The organism is uncultured Psychroserpens sp., assembly GCF_947494225.1.
Taxonomy (GTDB): Bacteria; Bacteroidota; Bacteroidia; order Flavobacteriales; family Flavobacteriaceae; genus Psychroserpens.
This window is the reverse complement of record NZ_CANLUG010000003.1, coordinates 393,903-413,850: the sequence shown is the minus strand read 5'-3', so window position 1 is coordinate 413,850 and position 19,948 is coordinate 393,903. Positions and strand designations below refer to the sequence as shown.

The 19,948-nt window shown below is 35.0% G+C and carries 17 protein-coding genes; 9 read left to right on the top strand and 8 right to left on the bottom strand.

The genetic code is table 11. The features are described from left to right. Positions 1 to 98: 98 nt before the first annotated feature. From Q0893_RS09745 to Q0893_RS09725, 5 genes are all read right to left on the bottom strand, one after another. Positions 99 to 554 carry a hypothetical protein gene (locus Q0893_RS09745; RefSeq protein ID WP_298902048.1) on the bottom strand — a complete coding sequence of 152 codons (456 nt, stop codon included), beginning with the start codon at positions 552 to 554 and terminating at the stop codon, positions 99 to 101. A 1-nt stretch (position 555) separates the two neighbouring features. Continuing rightward, complete coding sequence (arsC, locus tag Q0893_RS09740; RefSeq protein ID WP_298902046.1) at positions 556 to 897, bottom strand: arsenate reductase (glutaredoxin); 342 nt, start codon at positions 895 to 897, stop codon at positions 556 to 558. Positions 898 to 907: 10 nt separating this feature from the next. Beyond that, positions 908 to 2,018, bottom strand: a protein-coding gene (gene prfB / locus Q0893_RS09735) for a peptide chain release factor 2 (protein ID WP_298902045.1) whose coding sequence is annotated in 2 segments (ribosomal slippage) — positions 908 to 1,954 and positions 1,956 to 2,018 — 1,110 coding nt in all. Because the reading frame shifts where the segments join, the coding sequence is not laid out codon by codon here. Between the two features lie 83 nt (positions 2,019 to 2,101). Next, complete coding sequence (locus tag Q0893_RS09730) at positions 2,102 to 2,533, bottom strand: hypothetical protein (protein WP_298902044.1); 432 nt, start codon at positions 2,531 to 2,533, stop codon at positions 2,102 to 2,104. Positions 2,534 to 2,815: 282 nt separating this feature from the next. After that, positions 2,816 to 3,400, bottom strand: coding sequence for a hypothetical protein (locus tag Q0893_RS09725; protein WP_299274903.1), 585 nt, complete (start codon positions 3,398 to 3,400; stop codon positions 2,816 to 2,818). 212 nt (positions 3,401 to 3,612) lie between these two features. On the opposite strand from Q0893_RS09725, the gene Q0893_RS09720 reads away from it, so the two are divergent. Both Q0893_RS09720 and Q0893_RS09715 read left to right on the top strand, forming a co-directional pair. Further along, a complete protein-coding gene (locus Q0893_RS09720) occupies positions 3,613 to 6,021 on the top strand; it encodes a zinc-dependent metalloprotease (RefSeq protein ID WP_299274900.1) in 2,409 nt (802 codons plus the stop codon). A gap of 3 nt (positions 6,022 to 6,024) precedes the next feature. Then, on the top strand, positions 6,025 to 7,044 hold the full coding sequence (locus Q0893_RS09715) for a low specificity L-threonine aldolase (protein WP_299274897.1): 1,020 nt from the start codon (positions 6,025 to 6,027) through the stop codon (positions 7,042 to 7,044). A gap of 9 nt (positions 7,045 to 7,053) precedes the next feature. Here Q0893_RS09715 and Q0893_RS09710 read toward each other — a convergent pair whose 3' ends face one another. Further along, positions 7,054 to 7,377: a YbaB/EbfC family nucleoid-associated protein gene (locus Q0893_RS09710; RefSeq protein ID WP_298902040.1), complete on the bottom strand. Its 324-nt coding sequence runs from the start codon at positions 7,375 to 7,377 to the stop codon at positions 7,054 to 7,056. Between the two features lie 91 nt (positions 7,378 to 7,468). Between Q0893_RS09710 and Q0893_RS09705 the strand changes: the two genes are divergently transcribed. The 3 genes from Q0893_RS09705 (at position 7,469) to Q0893_RS09695 (ending at position 12,057) form a co-directional block, all read left to right on the top strand. Beyond that, on the top strand, positions 7,469 to 9,529 hold the full coding sequence (locus tag Q0893_RS09705) for a S9 family peptidase (protein ID WP_299274894.1): 2,061 nt from the start codon (positions 7,469 to 7,471) through the stop codon (positions 9,527 to 9,529). A gap of 74 nt (positions 9,530 to 9,603) precedes the next feature. Continuing rightward, complete coding sequence (locus tag Q0893_RS09700; protein WP_299274891.1) at positions 9,604 to 10,641, top strand: PLP-dependent cysteine synthase family protein; 1,038 nt, start codon at positions 9,604 to 9,606, stop codon at positions 10,639 to 10,641. Positions 10,642 to 10,797: 156 nt separating this feature from the next. After that, positions 10,798 to 12,057 carry an aminotransferase class I/II-fold pyridoxal phosphate-dependent enzyme gene (locus tag Q0893_RS09695; RefSeq protein WP_298902037.1) on the top strand — a complete coding sequence of 420 codons (1,260 nt, stop codon included), beginning with the start codon at positions 10,798 to 10,800 and terminating at the stop codon, positions 12,055 to 12,057. A gap of 50 nt (positions 12,058 to 12,107) precedes the next feature. On the opposite strand, the gene Q0893_RS09690 is transcribed toward Q0893_RS09695, so the two are convergent. Beyond that, positions 12,108 to 13,229 (bottom strand): GNAT family N-acetyltransferase, encoded by a 1,122-nt coding sequence (locus Q0893_RS09690; RefSeq protein WP_298902036.1) that lies wholly within the window; start codon positions 13,227 to 13,229, stop codon positions 12,108 to 12,110. A 12-nt stretch (positions 13,230 to 13,241) separates the two neighbouring features. Next, complete coding sequence (locus Q0893_RS09685) at positions 13,242 to 14,219, bottom strand: transporter (protein WP_298902034.1); 978 nt, start codon at positions 14,217 to 14,219, stop codon at positions 13,242 to 13,244. 102 nt (positions 14,220 to 14,321) lie between these two features. Here Q0893_RS09685 and Q0893_RS09680 point away from each other — a divergent pair, with 102 nt between their 5' ends. The 4 genes from Q0893_RS09680 to Q0893_RS09665 are packed head-to-tail and all read left to right on the top strand — an operon-like array spanning position 14,322 to position 19,858. Then, positions 14,322 to 14,606, top strand: coding sequence for a DUF4834 family protein (locus Q0893_RS09680; protein ID WP_298902033.1), 285 nt, complete (start codon positions 14,322 to 14,324; stop codon positions 14,604 to 14,606). A gap of 30 nt (positions 14,607 to 14,636) precedes the next feature. Continuing rightward, positions 14,637 to 17,096 carry a YfhO family protein gene (locus Q0893_RS09675; protein ID WP_299274884.1) on the top strand — a complete coding sequence of 820 codons (2,460 nt, stop codon included), beginning with the start codon at positions 14,637 to 14,639 and terminating at the stop codon, positions 17,094 to 17,096. Positions 17,097 to 17,120: 24 nt separating this feature from the next. Then, entirely contained in the window at positions 17,121 to 18,398 is a 1,278-nt protein-coding gene (locus Q0893_RS09670; RefSeq protein WP_299274881.1) for a glycosyltransferase family 4 protein, read from the top strand. Beyond that, on the top strand, positions 18,398 to 19,858 hold the full coding sequence (locus tag Q0893_RS09665) for a polysaccharide biosynthesis C-terminal domain-containing protein (RefSeq protein ID WP_299274878.1): 1,461 nt from the start codon (positions 18,398 to 18,400) through the stop codon (positions 19,856 to 19,858). Before Q0893_RS09670 ends, Q0893_RS09665 begins: the two co-directional genes overlap by 1 nt. Positions 19,859 to 19,948: the final 90 nt, after the last annotated feature.

Sequence of the window (19,948 nt, the reverse complement as noted above, 5' to 3'; positions counted from 1 at the left end):
AAATGTAAGATTCCTTGCGCCGCATGAAGGTTAATCTTATGTTAAACAAAAAAGGCTAAAATTCTTAATGATAAGAGTTTCAGCCTTTTATTTAAACTTTAGTTTTTGTCTTTATTTTTTTTCTTCCGTTTCTTCTTCTTTTTGTTTTCTTCTTTTTGATCCCACTTACCTTTAATAGCATCCATGATTTTTGCCATCACATCTTCAGAGACCATAATTTTTACATCCTTAAAATGGGCTATATCTAAACGCTCAATTTCCTTTTCTCTCTCGTATTTTTTTAGTCCGAGTTTATTAACCTTGGTAAGTTCGTCGAAATAAGTGTACATTTTTTGGTATATAATTTCTTGTTGAAACTCGTCTACTTTTAGGGTTTCAATAAAATCATTGATGTACTTCTTTTTCCTTTCTTCAATTTTAGCTTCGTACTTTTCTTTTTCCTTTTCTTCATTGACAACTTTTGGAGCTTGACGCTGTCTACGGTTTCTCACTTGCGCATCAGAGAAACTCACAAACATGCTAAATACCAAAAGGCTTAAAAAAATCTTCTTCATTTTAAATAATGTCTAATATGATGCTTGGTGGTCTACCAATAACTGCTTTTTTACCGCTAATAACGATAGGACGTTCAATTAATTTTGGATGTTTGACCATGGCTTTAATTACAGCTGCATCTGTTAATGTTTTTGTTTTATAATCTGATTTCCAAATCGCTTCACCTTTACGTACCAAATCTATAGGTTTTATTCCTAAACGTGCAATAATTTCTTTTAATTGTGCTTCGGACATTGGATCATCAAGATACTTTATAACTTCAAAATCTTTGCCAGAATTTTCTAAAAGCGAAAATCCTTCGCGAGACTTGCTACATCTTGGGTTGTGGTATATTGTTATCATCTAATTTATATTATAATTCGTTAGGATTATCTTCTTTTTGTCCCATCATCATGAGATACGATTTTAAAAATGGTTCTATATCGCCATCCATAACCGCATCTACATTTCCTGTTTCATGACTAGAACGCACGTCTTTTACTAATTTATAAGGATGCATAACATAATTTCTAATTTGGCTTCCCCATTCAATTTTCATTTTACCAGCTTCAATATCATCGCGTTGCGCCATTTGCTTTTGCAATTCAATTTCGTACAGTTGAGATTTCAGCATTTGCATGGCTCTAGCTCTATTGTCATGCTGGGAGCGTGTTTCAGAGCATGAAATTTGAATGCCAGTGGGCTTATGTGTTAATTGGACTTTAGTTTCTACTTTGTTTACATTTTGACCACCAGCACCAGATGAACGCGCTGTTGTTATCTCAATATCGGCAGGATTGATATCAATCTCAATAGTATCGTCTACCAAAGGATAAACATAGACAGAAGCGAAACTTGTATGACGTTTGGCATTACTGTCAAAAGGTGAAATTCTCACCAAACGATGCACGCCATTTTCGCCTTTAAGCCACCCGAAAGCATAATCGCCTTCAATTTCTAAGGTTACCGTTTTTATTCCAGCCACGTCACCTTCTTGAAAGTTTAGTTCTTTAACTTTAAATCCGCTTTTTTCGGCATACATCAAATACATACGCATGAGCATACTGGCCCAATCGCAGGACTCTGTTCCACCTGCACCAGCCGTAATTTGGAGTACTGCACTAAGTGAATCACCTTCTTCAGATAGCATGTTTTTAAACTCTAGTTTTTCAATAAGAAGTAAGGCTTTATTGTACCTGTTTTCAACATCTTCTGCAGAGGCTTCGTCTTCCTTGAAGAATTCATAAATAACTTCAAGGTCTTCGATTAATGTTTTAGAATCGTTATAATCTTTTACCCAACTTTTTTTCTCACGAAGGGATTTCATGATAATTTCGGCTTGCTTAGAATCGTTCCAGAAATTGGGGTCAAACGTTTGTTCTTCTTCGTTTGAAATTTCGATGAGTTTGGCATCTATGTCAAAGATAGTGCCTTAGTTTATCAAGGCGTGTATTTAGATCTTTAATTTGATCTGATGTAATCATAGAAAATAATTTTCAGCGAAATTAACATATAAATTCGTTAGATAAAATAAAAACAAAAGATGTTTGATAATTTGACTGAAATCCTAAGCAAAAACAGGTTTGTCAATTTCAATATAAATAGGAGTGAAGCTCACTTCTCGTTTAAATAGGAACCAAGACTCGTGTCTTAATATATAAGGTCTAAATCCAGCTCGATACAAGCCTTTAAGGCTAGCAAGATTATTTTTGTCTACAAAAGTGATGTAGCGGTTGATGTCATTATTTTCATCAAGATTAATGATGTTAAGGATAGACTTTGCCATAATGCGCTGTCCTCTATAATTTGGGTGTGTAAAACCACCTTCTAAGAGGGCTTCTCCGTGATTTAGTTCAGGGAATAGGTCTCCAAAATAGGATGTTACACGATGATTTTGATTGGGTTTAAAAACCCATTGTCTAAATACGGCCTGTTGGTCTTTGTTCTCTGCAATGTAACACGTAGGAATATCCTCTTCCACAAGTCGAATGTGTCTCATATTTTCTTTCAAGGCATTGATATCTGAGTTATTAAATCGCCTTATAGTGATGTCGTTTTTAGCTAGCCCATTCTGTATTGAATATGACGCATAATGTTCTAATCCAAAAGAGGTGACATTGGAATAAATGCGTGTGATTAAACCTTGGAAAATATGGTGAATATCACCAGATTTTAGGTGCAGAAAAGCAATGCGTATTCTATATGTTAGGGTTTTAAGAATAACGTAACGATTTGGGGTTTACGGCTTTCAATATAGAAAAAATATTCTAAGTGGGTGTTTTTAAGCTATTCGAGAAAGATTAGAATAACTCTTTTCGAGAGCAGACGGCATAGGAACAAAAGCAACTTTCCTATTAAATAAAAACCATTTTTCTTGTCTTAAGATATAAGGATTGAACCCGATACGTTTGAATCCTTTAAGACTAGCAATGTTAGTTCGATCAACAAATACGATGATTCTGTCTATAGATTTATATTGTTCTTGAGTGAGCGTTTGAAAAATGGCATTAGGCATAATACGCATGCCTCTATAATCTGGATGTGTGAATACGCCTTCTATGAGTAATTCGTCCTCTTTTAATCTAGGAAATATTTGACCAAAATAATTGGCAACTTGGTCATTTTGCTCATGTTTAAATACCCATTGTCGGTTTACAACAACATTATTATTTGTAACGGCAACATAGCAGTTAGGAATTGACGCTTCTACAAGTCTTACATGTCTTAAGCCTTCATTTAATGCATTAACATCACTGTCTTCAAATAAACGTATAGACAAATCAACAGATGCTTCATTATATTTTAAATCTTTAGCATCGATTTCAAGACCAATAAAATTTACTTGTGAATATAAGCGTGTTGACAATCCATCAAAAATGGGCTTGAAATGTCCATCTTTAATGAGTATGAGGAAAATTTTTATTCTGTTAACTAGGGCTTTCAGTATAACAACAATTGCTATAGTTGCAAACTCACATCTGCAACTATAAGTTTCAATAGTTAAGACCCTATTTCAAGAAGAAAGTCACATTCATTATGTGAACGAAATTATGTAGCTTTATAATCTAATTTAAAATCATGAAGCAAATTACTCTATTTGTTGCACTTATTTTTAGTGTAACCAGCTCTTTTTCTCAAGTATTAAGTAAGAAAGACCTAAAGCCATATAAGGGGTTTTTCGATTTTCATTATGAAGATGCAACAGATAAAATCTATTTAGAAATTAAGGATTTAAATAAGGAATTTCTCTATGTGAATTCATTGGCAACAGGTGTTGGTTCTAACGATATTGGCTTAGATCGTGGTCAGTTAGGGCAAGAACGTTTAGTGAAATTTGAAAAAGCTGGGAATAAGCTATTATTGGTTCAGCCAAACTTAGACTATAGGGCAATTACCAGCAATACATTGGAAAAGAAAAGTATAGAACAAGCGTTTGCGAAATCTGTCCTTTATGGATTTAAAATTTTAGAGGATAATAATGGAACTTATATAATTGATCTCACACCATTTTTAATGTTAGATGCCCATGGTGTTGCCAACCGATTAAAATCTGAAGGGTCTTATAAAATTGACTTAAGCAAAAGTGCGCTATCATTGGATAGAACGAAAGCCTTTCCTAAAAATGTAGAGTTCGAAGCACTTTTAACATTTAAAGGGCAGCCAAAAGGAAGAAATATTAGAAGTGTAACACCAACATCATCTTTAGTAAGTGTCATTCAGCATCACAGTTTTATTGCGTTACCAGATGATGGTTACAAAATGAGAGCATTTGATGTGCGTAGTGGTGCTATTTCTATGTCGTATTTAGATTATGCTACCGCAATACAGGATCCCATTAGAAAACGCTACATCATTCGTCATAGATTGGAAAAGAAAAATCCGGAGCAAGTGATGAGTGAGGCTAAAGAGCCTATTATTTATTATCTAGATCCAGGAACTCCAGAGCCTGTTCGCTCAGCGCTTTTAGAAGGTGCTCAATGGTGGAATCAGGCTTATGAAAGTATTGGTTTTAAAGATGCATTTCAGGTAAAAATGTTACCAGAAGATGCAGATCCAATGGATTGTAGGTATAATGTTATTCAGTGGGTACATCGTTCTACTCGTGGATGGAGTTATGGAGGAAGTGTTGTAGATCCAAGAACAGGAGAAATTATTAAGGGTCATGTAAGTTTAGGAAGTTTGCGCATTAGACAAGATTTTATGATTGCCCAAGCTTTAATGAATAAACCATTTGCTGAACGCGATGATAATTACCAGCCTATGCTGGACATGGCTTTAGCAAGAATAAGGCAATTAAGTGCCCATGAGGTCGGCCATACCATAGGTTTTGCTCATAATTTTGCGGCAAGTTCGAATGGAAGAGCATCGGTTATGGATTATCCACACCCAACAGTTACCGTGAAAAATGGAAATATAGATTTTAGTGATGCCTATGCCGTTGGTATAGGAGATTGGGATAAAGTAACCGTAGCTTACAGTTATTCTGAATTTGCTGATGATAAAAACGAAACAGATGAGCTTAATAAAATTCTGAAAGTAGCAGATTTTGCAGGCTTACGTTTTATAACAGATGCAGATGCTAGAGCACAAGGAGGTGCACATGCCTTAGCCCATTTATGGGATAACGGTAAAAGTGCTTCTCAGGAATTAAACAACGTTTTGAATGTTAGAAATCATGCGATTTCAAACTTCTCAAAAGATAATATTCGCCAAGGAGAACCTTATTCTGTATTAGAAGATGTTTTTGTGCCTTTATATTTCTTTCATCGCTATCAAACTGAAGGGGCAACTAAGGTTGTAGGTGGATTAGATTATAATTATGCTGTTAAAGGAGACGGTCAAGTTATTGTAAAACCAATAGATGTAAAAATGCAGAAAGACGCCTTGACGTCCATTTTAGAGACTATTTCAGTAGAAAACTTAGCCATTCCTAAAGAGAAATTGGAACTTTTTCCACCTAGAGCTTTCGGCTATTGGAGAGGTCGAGAGTCATTTTCTGGTAAGACAGGGGTTGCTTTTGACCCTATGAGTGCAGCCGCTACAGCAAGTGATATGACATTAAAATTATTATTGCATCCACAACGTGCTAATCGTATAATTCAGCAAAAAAGTATGGATGACAGTCAGCTAAGTTTAGAAGATATGTTAGAACAAGTTTTAAATGCGTCATTTGGAACCTCTCATAGACAAGCTTATAAAAATGAAATCCAACAGCTTATTAATGAACGTGTGTTAATACATTTAATGAATTTAGCTGTTAATGAACAATCTTTTTTTCAGGTGAAAGCCAAGGCTAATGAGGCCATTAATTCATTACTAAAAAAGTATCTGTCGGGTGAAAGGAGAACATCTCCATATGCGACACAGTATGCAGCTATGATAAAAGAATTTCAAGAACATCCAGAAAAATTCAAAATTAAAAATGCTCCAAAAATCCCTGATGGTTCACCAATTGGAAGCGATCATTGTAATTACATTCAACATTAAAATATGACTATAGATTTAAGAAGTGATACAGTAACTAAGCCTACAAAAGGCATGCTAGATGCTATGATGACTGCCAAAGTTGGTGATGATGTTTATAAAGAAGACCCAACAGTAAATGCTTTAGAACAACGTTTGGCCCATATGTTTGGAAAAGAGCAGGCTTTGTTTTTTCCAACTGGAAGTATGGCAAATCAAGCGGCTTTAAAACTACACACGAATCCAGGCGAGCAAGTTATATGTGATAAATATGCTCATATATATAATTATGAAGGAGGCGGTGCTTCTTTTAATAGCGGTATTTCTTGCAAACTCATAGATGGAGATCGCGGTATGTTTACGGCGAACCAGGTTATCGAATCTATTAATCCTCCAGATTTTTATCACAGTCCGCTAACAACTTTAGTTGAAGTTGAGAATACCACCAATAAAGGTGGTGGAGCTTGTTGGGATTTTGAGGAATTAAAACGAATTAAAGCGGTTTGTAAAAAACACGATTTAGGATACCATTTAGATGGGGCACGCTTATGGAACGCTTTGGCTAATACTAATGAAACGGCTAAAGATTACGGACAATTATTCGACACAATATCAGTGTGTCTAAGTAAAGGTTTGGGATGCCCAATAGGATCTGTCCTCATTGGAGATAAAGAATTAATGCAAGGTGCCTTGCGCATTCGTAAAATATTAGGAGGAGGTATGCGCCAGGTGGGTTATTTGGCTGCTGCTGGTTTATACGCATTAGACAATCACGTAGATCGCTTAGTAGATGATCATTTAAAAGCAAAGGAAATAGGAGACGTTTTAGAAGACTTGTCTATCATCAAAAAAGTGGAGCCTATTGAAACTAATATCGTAATCTTTGAATTAGAATCTCATGTTGACGAGAGCGAGTTTTTAGCACAGCTAGCGAGTCAGGATATACATATTATTGGAATGGGAAGTAATAAGCTAAGAATGGTTACTCATTTAGACTATACAAATACGATGCATGAACGACTTTTAGAAATTTTAAATAATTTTTAAAGCTGTATTCTATTTAAACATATCCATACCAGGAATATTTGGCATTCCTTCTTTGGCAACTGCCGCAACTTCTGTTTCATGAACTGTAGTTGCACGAGCAATAGCTTTGTTTATGGTAAGAATGAGATAGTCTTCAAGCATGTCTTTATCTTGAAGTAGTTCGTCATCGATAGTAATAGATTTAATAGTTCTATTTGCTGAAATGGTCACTTTAAGTTTTTCGTCATGACTATTCATGTCAATGAGAACATTATGTAGACGCTCTTTCGTTTCTTCAACTTTCTTTTGGGTTTCTTTGAGTTTACCCATCATTCCCATCATATCTCCAAACATATTGCTAAGTATTAAAATTATAGAAGCAAATTTACTAAATTGCCACACTTATAAAAAGAAAAAAGCAAAGCATATTTGCTTAATATACTATATGAAGACGACCATCGAAGCGCCCATAGCAAAAAAGCTACCTAAGACCTTAGAAAAACATAATGATAAACGAGTAGATGACTACTTTTGGTTGAATCAAAGGGAAGATCAAAATGTTTTGGATTATCTCAGTGCCGAAAACGAGTTTTACCAACAGGAGACATCGCACACCAAAGAATTTGAAACTTCTCTCTTTGAAGAGATGAAGGCCAGAATTAAGGAAGATGATACGTCTGTTCCCTATAAGTACAATGGTTATTGGTATATAGTACGTTACGAAAAAGGTAAAGATTATCCTATATATACTCGTAAGAAGGACACGCTGGAGGCTAATGAAGAATTATTATTTGATTGTAATAGCATGGCTGAGGGTCATGGCTATTTTAGACTAGTTGGATTAAGTGTAAGTCCAGATAACACGATGATTACCTTTGGAATGGATACAGTAGGTAGACGTCAATATACCATTCAGGTTAAAAATTTGATTACTGGCGAGTTATTTTCTGATGCTATTGAAAACACAACAGGATCCTCTACATGGGCTAATGATAATTCGACCATATTTTATGCAAAGAAAGATGCACAAACACTGCGTTCTAATGAGATTTTTAAACATAAAATTGGAGAGCCTGAAGACAAGGATACGCTCGTTTTTACAGAGGAAGATGAAGCCTTTGGTGTGGCTGTTTATAAAACCAAATCTAGAAAATATATAATTATTGCTTGCTACAGTACGTTAACTAATGAATTTCACGTGTTAAAAGCAGATGCTCCAGATGAGAAATTCAAACTATTTCAAAAACGTATACGCGGTTTAGAATATAGCATCGCACATTTTGAAAATCAGTTTTATATTTTGACAAATGGCGACAATGCTGTTAATTTTAAACTAATGAAGACTCCTGAAATCGAGACAGGAATTGAACATTGGATTGAAGTAATAGGACACCGAAATGATGTGCTTCTTGAAGATGTTGATATTTTTAAGGATTATCTCGTAGTGAGCGAACGCTCTAATGGCCTTAATCAAATTAGAATTAAACGCTGGGATAATCAAGAGGATTATTACTTGCCATTTGATAATGAAACCTACACCGCAAATACTGGAACTAATGTCGATTTTAATACTGAAATTCTTAGATACAGTTATAATTCGCTGACAAATCCATCTTCTGTAATTGATTTCAATATGAAAACAAAAACGAAGGAGATTAAAAAGGAGCAGGCCGTTTTAGACCCGAATTTTGATAAAGACAATTATACTTCAGAGCGTATTTGGGCAACAGCCCAAGATGGGACCAAAATTCCAATGTCTTTGGTGAGGCGAAAAGACACAAAACTAGATGGGAAAGCGCCTGTATTACAATATGCTTATGGAAGTTATGGCTCTACAATTGATCCTTATTTCTCATCAATTAGACTGAGTTTGTTAGACCGTGGATTTATTTATGTCATTGCTCACGTTCGAGGTGGTGAATACCTTGGAAGGCCATGGTATGAAAATGGGAAACTTCTAAAAAAGAAAAATAGTTTTACTGATTTCATAGATTGTTCAAAATATTTGATAGAACAAAACTATACGTCATCTCAGCATTTATATGCCATGGGAGGAAGTGCTGGCGGCTTGTTGATGGGGGTTATCGTTAATGAAGCTCCAAACTTATATAACGGGGTTATTGCGGCAGTACCATTTGTAGATGTCGTAACTACAATGTTAGATGATACAATACCATTAACTACAGGTGAATATGATGAATGGGGAAACCCTAATGACAAAATGTATTATGATTATATAAAGAGTTATTCGCCATACGACAACATTAAAAGGCAATATTACCCTAATTTGATGATAACGGCTGGTTTGCATGATTCTCAGGTACAGTATTGGGAACCTGCAAAATGGGCGGCTAAGCTCAGAACTTATAAACAAGATACCAACAAACTATATTTAGTCACGAACATGGAAGCTGGTCATGGCGGTGCTTCAGGTCGCTTTGAATCCTTAAAAGAAGATGCCAGAGAATTTGCGTTTTTATTAGACTTAGAGGGAATTACTAGCTAATTCAAAAAAAAATCTTAATTTTGCGAGGTTTTATGTTTTAGATTGATTCAATTGGAAACGGATAAATAGCATTTATGAAAAGAGACATACAAGTGTTTGATAATGTTTTACAGTTAATAGGTAAAACACCTCTTATCAAGTTAAATAAAATGGCCCAAGATTTTGACGGAGACTTTTATGCTAAAGTTGAAGCCTTTAATCCAGGTCATTCGTCAAAAGATAGAATTGCACTTCATATCATAGAAGAAGCAGAGAGACAAGGTATTTTGACGCCTGGAGATACCATTATAGAAACGACATCTGGTAATACAGGTTTTAGTATTGCTATGGTTAGTATCATTAAGGGATACGAGTGTATTTTGGCGGTAAGTTCAAAATCATCTGCAGATAAGATTGACATGTTAAAGTCAATGGGAGCGCAAGTATATGTGTGCCCAGCAAATGTTAGTGCAGACGATCCACGTTCGTACTATCAAGTAGCACAACGTTTGCATAATGAAATTAAAGGTTCTGTTTATATCAATCAGTATTTTAACGCATTAAACCTCGATGCACATTATCATACTACTGGTCCTGAAATATGGGAGCAAACTGAAGGTCAAATAACCCATTTAGTAGCTTGCAGCGGAACAGGAGGTACAATTTCTGGTATTTCTAAGTTCTTAAAGGAACAAAACCCAGACGTAAAAGTGATTGGTGTAGATGCTTATGGTTCGGTATTAAAAAAATACCATGAAACAAGAGAATTTGATGATAAAGAGATTTACCCTTATCGAATAGAAGGTTTAGGTAAAAACTTAATTCCTACTGCAACAGACTTTGATTTGATTGATAAGTTTGTAAAAGTTACAGATGAAGAAAGTGCTCATACAGCGCGTGAAATTTCAAGAACAGAAGGTTTATTTGTAGGGTATACAAGTGGAGCAGCGATGCAAGCTCTAAAACAACTTAATGAAGAAGGAACCTTTAAAGAAGGGGATAAAGTGGTGGTTATTTTTCCAGATCATGGGTCGCGTTACATGAGTAAGGTATACAGTGATAAATGGATGGAAGACCAAGGTTTCTTTGATAGCCAGAGAGAAGTAACTGAGAAAATTCAGTATATAAAATAAAATAATAATAGAAATCACTAAAATTCCTATCACGTTTAATCGTGGTAGGTTTTTTATGTTTAATGAGGATATAAACATTGGTTCATAAAAATATTATGCTGTCATAATATAATTACCTAATTTTGTCCCAACTAATAAGACTAAAAACTCGCTTTAATGAAGGATTTATTTGAGAAGATTTACAAAGATAAAGGACCATTAGGGAAATGGGCTTCTCAGGCTGAAGGATATTTTGTGTTTCCAAAGCTAGAAGGACAAATTTCGAATAGAATGAAGTTTCAAGGGAAAGAAGTGATCACTTGGAGTATCAATGATTATCTTGGTTTAGCTAACCATCCTGAAGTACGCAAAGTAGATGCAGAAGCAGCAGCTCAATATGGCTCAGCTTACCCTATGGGTGCACGAATGATGTCTGGTCATACAGATTTACACGAAAAATTGCAAAATGAACTTGCTGAATTTGTAAGTAAAGAAGCAGCATATTTATTGAATTTTGGTTACCAAGGAATGGTGTCTACTGTTGATGCTTTGGTTTCTAAAGATGATATTATTGTTTATGACGTAGATGCACATGCTTGTATTATTGATGGCGTGCGTCTTCATATGGGAAAACGCTTTACTTATAAGCATAATGATGTTGAAAGTTTAGAAAAGAACTTAGAACGTGCTACTAAAATGGCAGAGCAAACCGGAGGAGGTATCTTGGTTATTTCTGAAGGTGTTTTTGGAATGCGTGGAGAACAAGGACGTTTAAAGGAAATTGTGGCGCTTAAGAAGAAATTTAATTTTAGATTGTTTGTTGATGATGCTCATGGTTTTGGAACATTAGGAAAAACAGGAGCAGGAGCAGGAGAAGAGCAAGGTGTACAGGACGATATTGATGTGTATTTTGCTACGTTCGCCAAATCTATGGCTAGTACTGGTGCTTTTATTGCTGCCGATCAAGAGATTATTGATTATTTAAAATATAACTTACGTTCTCAAATGTTCGCGAAATCATTGCAAATGCAATTGGTTGTTGGAGCTTTAAAACGTTTGGATATGCTTAGAACAATGCCAGAGCTTAAACAAAACCTTTGGACCATTGTTAATGCGTTACAATCTGGCTTAAAAGAACGCGGATTTGATATTGGTACGACTCAAAGTTGTGTGACTCCAGTATATTTGAAAGGAAGTATTCCAGAAGCGATGGCTTTAGTGCGTGATTTACGTGAAAATTATGGAATCTTTTGTTCTATAGTTGTGTATCCTGTGATTCCAAAAGGATTGATTTTATTGAGAATGATACCAACTGCAACGCATACCTTAAAGGATGTTGAAGAAACCCTTGATGCTTTTGACGCAATTAGAGACCGTTTAGAAAATGGCACATATAAACGTTTATCTGCTGCAGTTATGGCTGCGATGGGTGAGTAGTGAAATAATATTTAAAAAAAATCCGATTCATTTTTTGAATCGGACTTTTTTTATGCAATATCTTTTTTAAACGTACAACGTCTTTTATTTGTAATAGGCTTAAAGTTTTTCCACAATTTATGAATGGCTTCATTATCGTCTAGTTCTGGCCCTCTAATACATAGCTGTATTCCTTTTTCAGAAAATGTTTTATGAAATTCATGAAACAAAATCGCGGTTACTCCTTTGTTTTGATATTCGGGTAGCACGCCAATCAAATAAAAGGTAACTGTTTTTGCGTGCCTTTTTGCATGTAATAAATGGCGAATTCCAAACGGAAATAACTTGCCTTTCATTTTTTGTAATGCCTTAGCATACGAAGGCGTTACAATTCCAAACCCTATAAGTTTGCCTTCTTTGTCTAGCACAAATTTTACATATTCAGGGTTGAGGAATCCAATAAATTTCTTTTTAAAATATTCACGTTGATCATCATTAATTTCTACAAAAGACGATAAGACAGCATGAGATTTTGTAAAGACTTCAAACATTTCATCAGTGTAAGGCATGATGTCTTTGTTCTCCGTAAAATTTAAAGCCTTAAGTTCATAGCGCTTTTTTATAAGCGTTTGAACTCTAGAGAAGAATTCGGGTAGAATATTCTTAAATTCCATGACATTCTCAGAGTAACGTTTCGCTACATCATAGCCTAATTGCTCAAAATGAGAGGCGTAATAAGGTAGGTTATGCCATGTAATCATACTACCAATTTGATCAAATCCTTCAGTAAGAACACCAACTTTGTCTAAATTTGAAAATCCAACAGGCCCTTCTACATAATCTAAACTATGTGACTTTCCAATTTCATGAATTTTTTCTAATAGAGCCCTAGTAACGTTGATATCATCGACAACATCAAACCAGCCAAAGCGCATTTTCTTTTCATTTTTCCCATTTACCTCCAGCCAATTAATAATTGCTGCAATACGACCAACAATTTCATTGTCTTTATAAGCCAAAAAGAACCGAGCCTCGGCATCTTTAAATACTGGGTTAATGGTCTTGTCAAAGGTTTTTATTTCTTCTTTTATGATTGGAGGTACCCACGAAGAAGATCCTTTATTAAGTTTAAAAGGAAACTTGACAAATGCCTTTATGTCCTTTTTAGAATGAATTTCTTTAACTGTAATCATAGAGGGATAGGCTTAAAGATTTCCATCGTCAAAATCATCACTTCTTTTCTTTTTACCTTTTTTCTTTTTAGGTTTTCTATTGTCGGCATCACTTCTTGACGTGCTATTATCTGTTTCTTTGTCTTTGTGAAAATCAAAACGATACGACATTCCAAAATTAACACCAAAAACAGATGGTGTATCTTTAGTGTTAAATGTTAAGGCTGTATCTAGTTGAAAATCCTTACTCCATAAATAAGCACCACCAAAACGGAATAAATTATCAGCATAAAAATCACTTTGTATTCCTTGAGCTTCACCAAAAATAACCCATTGCGGATTGAAAGAATGCGTTAGGGTAATAATATACTGAAAATCAGAATAATCGGTTCCAATGCGGTCTTTAATCAGATTTAGAACCAAAACCCAGCCTCCAGAAAAATTATTTTGGGTGGCTACCATGATTTTCGGACTAAAACCTTCTATACCTGGTGCTGTATATGGATTGTTCTTTGTGTCAAAATTGGCTCCTGCATAGACCGCAACAGCAGGAATTAGCGATTTCCATTTAAACGAACGATTGGCATGATAGCTATATAAATTAGGCTTATCTTCTTCAGCGTTTTTATAAGGATCATATACTAAATATTTAGCTCCAATAGTTAAATTCTTAAAGTTTGAACGTTTGTTTTCCGTAGAGATTGTAGATCGATTATCTTTAAAAGTATCGTTTTGATACGTTCCTTCTAAGTTAATTTCTAGTTGCTCGAAAAGTAAACCATAACGCACTGCAAAGTCGGCTCCAAATCCAGAAACTTCATATTTTAAAGGTGTATGCTCTTCTTTTATAATGTAAGGGCCAACTTCAATTTGGGCGACATTGGTTCCTACAGAAAATGCACTTCGAGAAACACCTGGTCTATTAGAATTAATTACTTCTGTATATTGCGAGAATGTTAACTGGGTGATTAACAAAGCCGTAAACAAAAGGGCTTTTTTAGTAAGGTTCATAGGTTATCGATTTAAGTCAAATATAGAGATTTTATATTTTTTTTAAGTATTTATAACTGTTTTTAAGTACAGATAATTGTATTTTTGAATAAATTTAATTTAATGTTACAAGAAGCATCATTATATGGTTTTATCAGAACCATTCTTATTATACTTTTGGTGTATTATGGATTAAAAATCCTTTCGCGCTTGTTTGCGCCTTATCTAGTGCGTTATATGTCTAAAAAGATGCAACAGAAATTTGAAGGTCAATTTCAGCAACAACAAAGACACCAGCAAGGACAACAGCATAAAGAAGGCGAAACAGTTATAGATAAAATACCTAATGCTAATTCATCTTCAAATAAAAAAGTAGGAGAGTACATAGATTACGAAGAAATTGACTAATTTTCGAGTCTATTGAAAGTCAATTATTCTATGCAGTTTTCATTTAAAAAATTCTTACCACACCTTTCAGTTCTTATTGGGTTTGTGGTTGTTTCGTTATTATATTTTAGCCCTGTATTACAAGGCAAGCAAATTAAGCAGAGCGATATCATGCATTATATTGGTATGGCACAGCAACAAAAAGAATTTAAGGCATCAACTGGTGAAGAAACGTATTGGACCAACAGTGCTTTTGGAGGTATGCCAACCTATCAATTAGGTGCACGATATCCGCACAATTATGTTAAAAAATTAGATTCTGTTTTGCGCTTTTTACCTCGTCCAGCAGATTACTTATTTATCTATTTTTTAGGGTTTTACATATTGTTATTAGCACTAAAGGTTGACTTTAAATTGGCAGCTTTAGGCGCACTCGCCTTTGGATTTTCCACATACCTCATAATTATTTTAGGTGTAGGGCATAATAGTAAAGCACATGCCATTGCATATATGCCTATGGTTTTAGCAGGAATCGTTCTCACTTTTAGGCAGAAATACATTTTAGGCTTTTTACTCACAGCAATTGCGTTGGCTTTAGAAATAGGAGCTAACCATTTCCAGATGACATATTACTTAATGCTTTTGGTTCTTGTTTTAGGTGCTTCCTATTTAATTGACGCCTATAGAAAGAAAATGCTTCAGCACTTTTTTAAGTCGGTAGGACTTATGGTTGTGGCTTTAATATTAGCTATAGGGTTGAATGCTACTAATATTCTTGCAACCCAAGAGTATGTTAAAGAGAGTACACGTGGTAAGAGTGAACTTAGTATTAACCCAGATGGTTCACCAAAGGTGGTCACTTCAGGTTTGAGCAAAGATTATATTACCGAATATAGCTATGGGAAAATGGAAACGTTTAACCTCTATATTCCAAGGCTTTTTGGCGGAGGAAATAATGAAGATGTAGGTAAAGATTCTGAAATCTATACCTTTTTTAGAAATTTAGGCGCAACACCTGCGCAGGCACGACAAGAGGCTGAAAGAGCGCCAACCTATTGGGGAGATCAGCCCATTGTAGAAGCACCTGCTTATGTTGGAGCCGTTGTTATTTTTCTGTTTGTGTTTGCCTTGTTTTTAGTTCGAGGTCGACTAAAATGGTGGCTCGTAGGAGGAACACTGTTATCATTACTGCTATCTTATGGGAAGAATTTATCGTTTTTAACCGATTTCTTTATTGATTACGTACCATTATATGATAAGTTTAGGGCTGTGAGTTCTATTCAGGTTATTTTAGAACTCTGTATTCCTGTGTTGGCTATTTTTGGATTGGTAAGGCTATTTAATGATTTTGATAAAGATGAGCGTAAACTCACCGCTTTAAAGATTTCTGCTGGTATTGCAGCTGGTTTGGCTGTACTATTTTTACTGTTTAAAGGAAGTTTTGACTTTGTAGGTGTAAATGACGGCTATTACAGACAATTATATGGCGATTATGGACAAGGATATATTGATGCTCTACGAGACGATAGAAGATCCTTTTTTACGCAAGATGCCTTACGAACGCTAATTTTAGTAGTATTGTCGGCAGGGACAATTTTCATGTTTTTGAAAAAGAAGTTGTCAGAAACATTAGTCGTTGTCATCTTTGCAGCTCTGATTTTATTTGATCTTGTTGGTGTAGACCGTCGTTATGTAAATACCGAGAACTTCGTATCGGCAGTTAAGGTAAACAAACCATATCAAGCGAATGCTGCAGATAAAGAAATTATGAAAGACGATGGTCACTTTAGAGTCATCGACGTGTCTTCGGCAGGACAAGGAATGCCTGCTAGAGCTGCTTATTTTCATAACTCATTAAGCGGTTATCATGCCGCTAAATTAAAGCGCTTTGATGAATTGTTCGATTTTCATATTGCACGAAATAATATGAATGTTCTCAATATGCTAAATACCAAATATATTATAGCAGAAGAGGAAGGACAGATATTTCCTTTTGTGAATGAGGATGCCAATGGTAATGCCTGGTTTGTTTCTAAACTAACATTGGTGCCATCTGCAAATGATGCTATAATGGCTCTAGAAAACTTGAATACGTTAGAAGAGGCTATTTACGAAGGTCCAAACCCTGGTAATGGGATTATTACCAAACGCCCTTTGAACTTACCATCGGCATATAGCGTAGATTCTTTAGCTAGAATAACGTTAACAGAATATAAACCTAATTATTTAAAATATAAGTCGACCAACACAAACGATGGCTTTGCTGTGTTTTCTGAAATATTCTATGGCAATGGATGGAAAGCTACAATTGATGGTAAAGAGAAAAGTATTCAGCGTGTAGATTATGTATTACGCGGACTTGAAGTGCCAGCTGGAGCACATGAGATTGTATTTAGTTTTGAGCCAGATGTGGTACAGACAGGAAGCATGATTTCTTTAGGAAGTTCCATTGTGTTTGTACTCTTGTTGATTGGTGGATTGTGGTTTGGCTTGAAACAAGGAAAAGATTAATTTTTACTCTTAAAATTTAATCGGATGAAGAAACAAGTTCTTATCATTACTTACTATTGGCCACCTGCAGGAGGTCCAGGTGTACAGCGATGGTTGAAGTTTGTTAAATATCTGCCCGAATTTGGAGTAGAACCGATAGTCTACTGCCCAGAAAACCCCAATTATCCCATCGTTGACGAAAGTTTACTTGTTGAGATTCCAGAAGGCATTAGAATTATAAAACACCCCATTAGCGAGCCTTATCGGTTTGCTAGTATGCTTTCCAAAAAAAACGCTAAACAGATTAGTTCAGGGGTGATTCCAAAGGAAAAAAAACAGTCCTTTGTCCAAAAGTTATTGTTGTATGTTCGTGGCAATTATTTTATTCCTGATGCTCGTAAAAATTGGGTAAAACCTTCAGTGAAATACCTTACAAAGCTTATAAAGGACAATAATATTGATACTATTATAACCACTGGTCCACCGCACAGTTTACATTTAATTGGATGTCAACTTAAAGCACAATTAGGGGTCAAGTGGCTTGCCGATTTTAGAGACCCTTGGACAACCATAGGGTATCACAAAAAATTAAAACTCACCAAACCTTCTGAAGAAAAACATAACCAATTAGAAAAGACTGTTCTCAATTATGCCGATGAGATTATAGTCACCAGCAAGAATACAAAACACGAGTTTATATCTAAAACAGAGCGTCCAATTTCAGTAATTACAAACGGTTATGATAACCATCATATACAGCGACCATCTAAAGATGAAAAATTTACTTTGGCGCATATTGGATCATTGCTTTCAGAGCGTAATCCTAAGGAATTGTGGCAAGCTATTAGTGAGTTGTTAGAGGAGCATAGCGATTTCGAGAAGGCCTTTCAATTAAAACTTATAGGAGTTGTAAGTGAAGATGTGTTACAAACCTTACGAGAGAACAGTTTAGAAAACTATATTGATAATTTGGGATATGTGTCTCATGAAGACGCTATAAAACAGCAAATGGCCTCGCGTGTATTAATTATGGTCGAAATTGATTCAGAAGACACAAAAGTTATTATTCCTGGAAAGTTATTTGAGTATATGGCATCTGGCACACCAATTATTGCGGTTGGGCCAACAGATTCTGATGTAGAGGCTATTTTGAAATCAACAAATACAGGACATTATTTTTACTATGATGGTAAGGACACTATTAAATCTCAAATTTTATCGTATTTTGAAGCATACAAATCTAATACCTTGGCTGTTCATGCTATTGGATTAGAACAGTATAGTAGAAAGTCGCTAACCAAACGTTTGTCTGAGATTATCTAATGGGAATTGTTATTAATCAATCCTTTAAAAACACGATCACCACGTATTTAGGTTTCGGAATAGGAGCTATAAATGCACTGTTTCTGTACACCAATTTTATTACAGACGACTATTATGGATTGGTTGCTTATATTCTATCAGCAGCAAATATTATGATGCCACTTATGGCATTTGGTGCTCATAATACTATTGTTAAATTTTATTCGACATTTAAAACCAAAAATTCACTCAACAGTTTTCTAACATTAATGCTGTTAATGCCCTTGGTGTTGTCTATTCCTGTGGCTCTGGTTGGATACCTCGGATATGATGCGATCGCAGATATCTTATCTCAAAAAAATGAAATTGTTAGAGGGTATCTCTGGTATATTTACATTACAGCTTTAGCTATGGCTTATTTTGAAGTCTTCTATGCTTGGGTAAAAGTGCAAATGCAAACAGTGTTTGGTAATTTTATGAAAGAGGTTTTTCATCGGGTAGGCGCCATGACGTTATTGTTTTTGATTTATTTTGATATAATTACTATAGATCAATTTTTTACAGGCATTGTTGGTGTTTATGTCATTCGAGCATTTGTTATGATGTTATATGCATTTACCAAACGATTGCCTGTATTTCGATTTAATAAAATTGATAAGCTGAGTTCAATTCTCAAGTATTCATCTCTTATTATAATTGCTGGTTCTATAGCAACGCTCATTTTAGATTTAGACAAAGTGATGCTGAATAACTTTATTGAGCCTATTTCTGTCGTTGCTCATTATAGTGTTGCAGTGTTTATAGCAACTGTTATAGCTGTTCCACAACGCGCTATGCATCAAATATTATTGCCACTTACAGCTAAATTTTTAAACGAAAACAACAAGAGCGAACTTAAAGATTTGTATAAACGCAGTTCACTAACGCTTTATGTGGTAAGCGGCTTTATATTTTTATTAATTGTTTTAAATATTAGCGAATTGTATGCTATTATTCCACCAGAATTTAGCGGAGGTTTAATTGTGGTGTTTTTAATAAGTGTCGCCAAGCTGTATGATAACCTGTTGGGAAATAATAATGCTATTTTATTTAATAGTGATTACTATCGTGTGGTTTTGTTATTTGGAGTGATTTTGGCAATTCTCGCCATAGTACTTAATCTTATTCTGATTCCGAGGTATGGCATAAATGGTTCGGCTTTAGCAACATTTTTAGCCATTGTAATTTACAATACCATTAAAGTTTATTTTGTAAAACAAAAATTTGGAATGCTTCCATTTACCAATGGAACACTAAAAATCACGTTATTGTTACTTCTTATTGTGGCAGTGTTTTACTTTTGGGATTTTCCGTTTAACCCTTTTATCAATATAACTCTGAAATCTTTAGCAATTGGAGTTGTATATGGTTTTACTATATATAAATTGCGAATTTCAGAAGACATAAACGATCAGGTACGTCAATTTTTCAGAATAAAATAAAGAAACACCTAAGCGATATAGGTGTTTAAAACGAGAAAGTCCCATAAGGTGCTTTGAGGCATACTACTTACGGGACATTCTACTAACCAA

Bases quoted from the DNA above. Each gene is read 5' to 3' on its own strand.
- Q0893_RS09680 (WP_298902033.1), top strand. From the start codon at position 14,322: ATGTTACAAGAAGCATCATTATATGGTTTTATCAGAACCATTCTTATT.
- Q0893_RS09695 (WP_298902037.1), top strand. From the start codon at position 10,798: ATGAAGGATTTATTTGAGAAGATTTACAAAGATAAAGGACCATTAGGG.
- arsC (WP_298902046.1), bottom strand. From the start codon at position 897: ATGATAACAATATACCACAACCCAAGATGTAGCAAGTCTCGCGAAGGA.
- Q0893_RS09700 (WP_299274891.1), top strand. From the start codon at position 9,604: ATGAAAAGAGACATACAAGTGTTTGATAATGTTTTACAGTTAATAGGT.
- Q0893_RS09710 (WP_298902040.1), bottom strand. From the start codon at position 7,377: ATGTTTGGAGATATGATGGGAATGATGGGTAAACTCAAAGAAACCCAA.
- Q0893_RS09705 (WP_299274894.1), top strand. From the start codon at position 7,469: ATGAAGACGACCATCGAAGCGCCCATAGCAAAAAAGCTACCTAAGACC.
- Q0893_RS09745 (WP_298902048.1), bottom strand. From the start codon at position 554: ATGAAGAAGATTTTTTTAAGCCTTTTGGTATTTAGCATGTTTGTGAGT.
- Q0893_RS09665 (WP_299274878.1), top strand. From the start codon at position 18,398: ATGGGAATTGTTATTAATCAATCCTTTAAAAACACGATCACCACGTAT.
- Q0893_RS09685 (WP_298902034.1), bottom strand. From the start codon at position 14,219: ATGAACCTTACTAAAAAAGCCCTTTTGTTTACGGCTTTGTTAATCACC.
- Q0893_RS09730 (WP_298902044.1), bottom strand. From the start codon at position 2,533: ATGAGACACATTCGACTTGTGGAAGAGGATATTCCTACGTGTTACATT.
- Q0893_RS09675 (WP_299274884.1), top strand. From the start codon at position 14,637: ATGCAGTTTTCATTTAAAAAATTCTTACCACACCTTTCAGTTCTTATT.
- Q0893_RS09715 (WP_299274897.1), top strand. From the start codon at position 6,025: ATGACTATAGATTTAAGAAGTGATACAGTAACTAAGCCTACAAAAGGC.
- Q0893_RS09720 (WP_299274900.1), top strand. From the start codon at position 3,613: ATGAAGCAAATTACTCTATTTGTTGCACTTATTTTTAGTGTAACCAGC.
- Q0893_RS09690 (WP_298902036.1), bottom strand. From the start codon at position 13,229: ATGATTACAGTTAAAGAAATTCATTCTAAAAAGGACATAAAGGCATTT.
- Q0893_RS09670 (WP_299274881.1), top strand. From the start codon at position 17,121: ATGAAGAAACAAGTTCTTATCATTACTTACTATTGGCCACCTGCAGGA.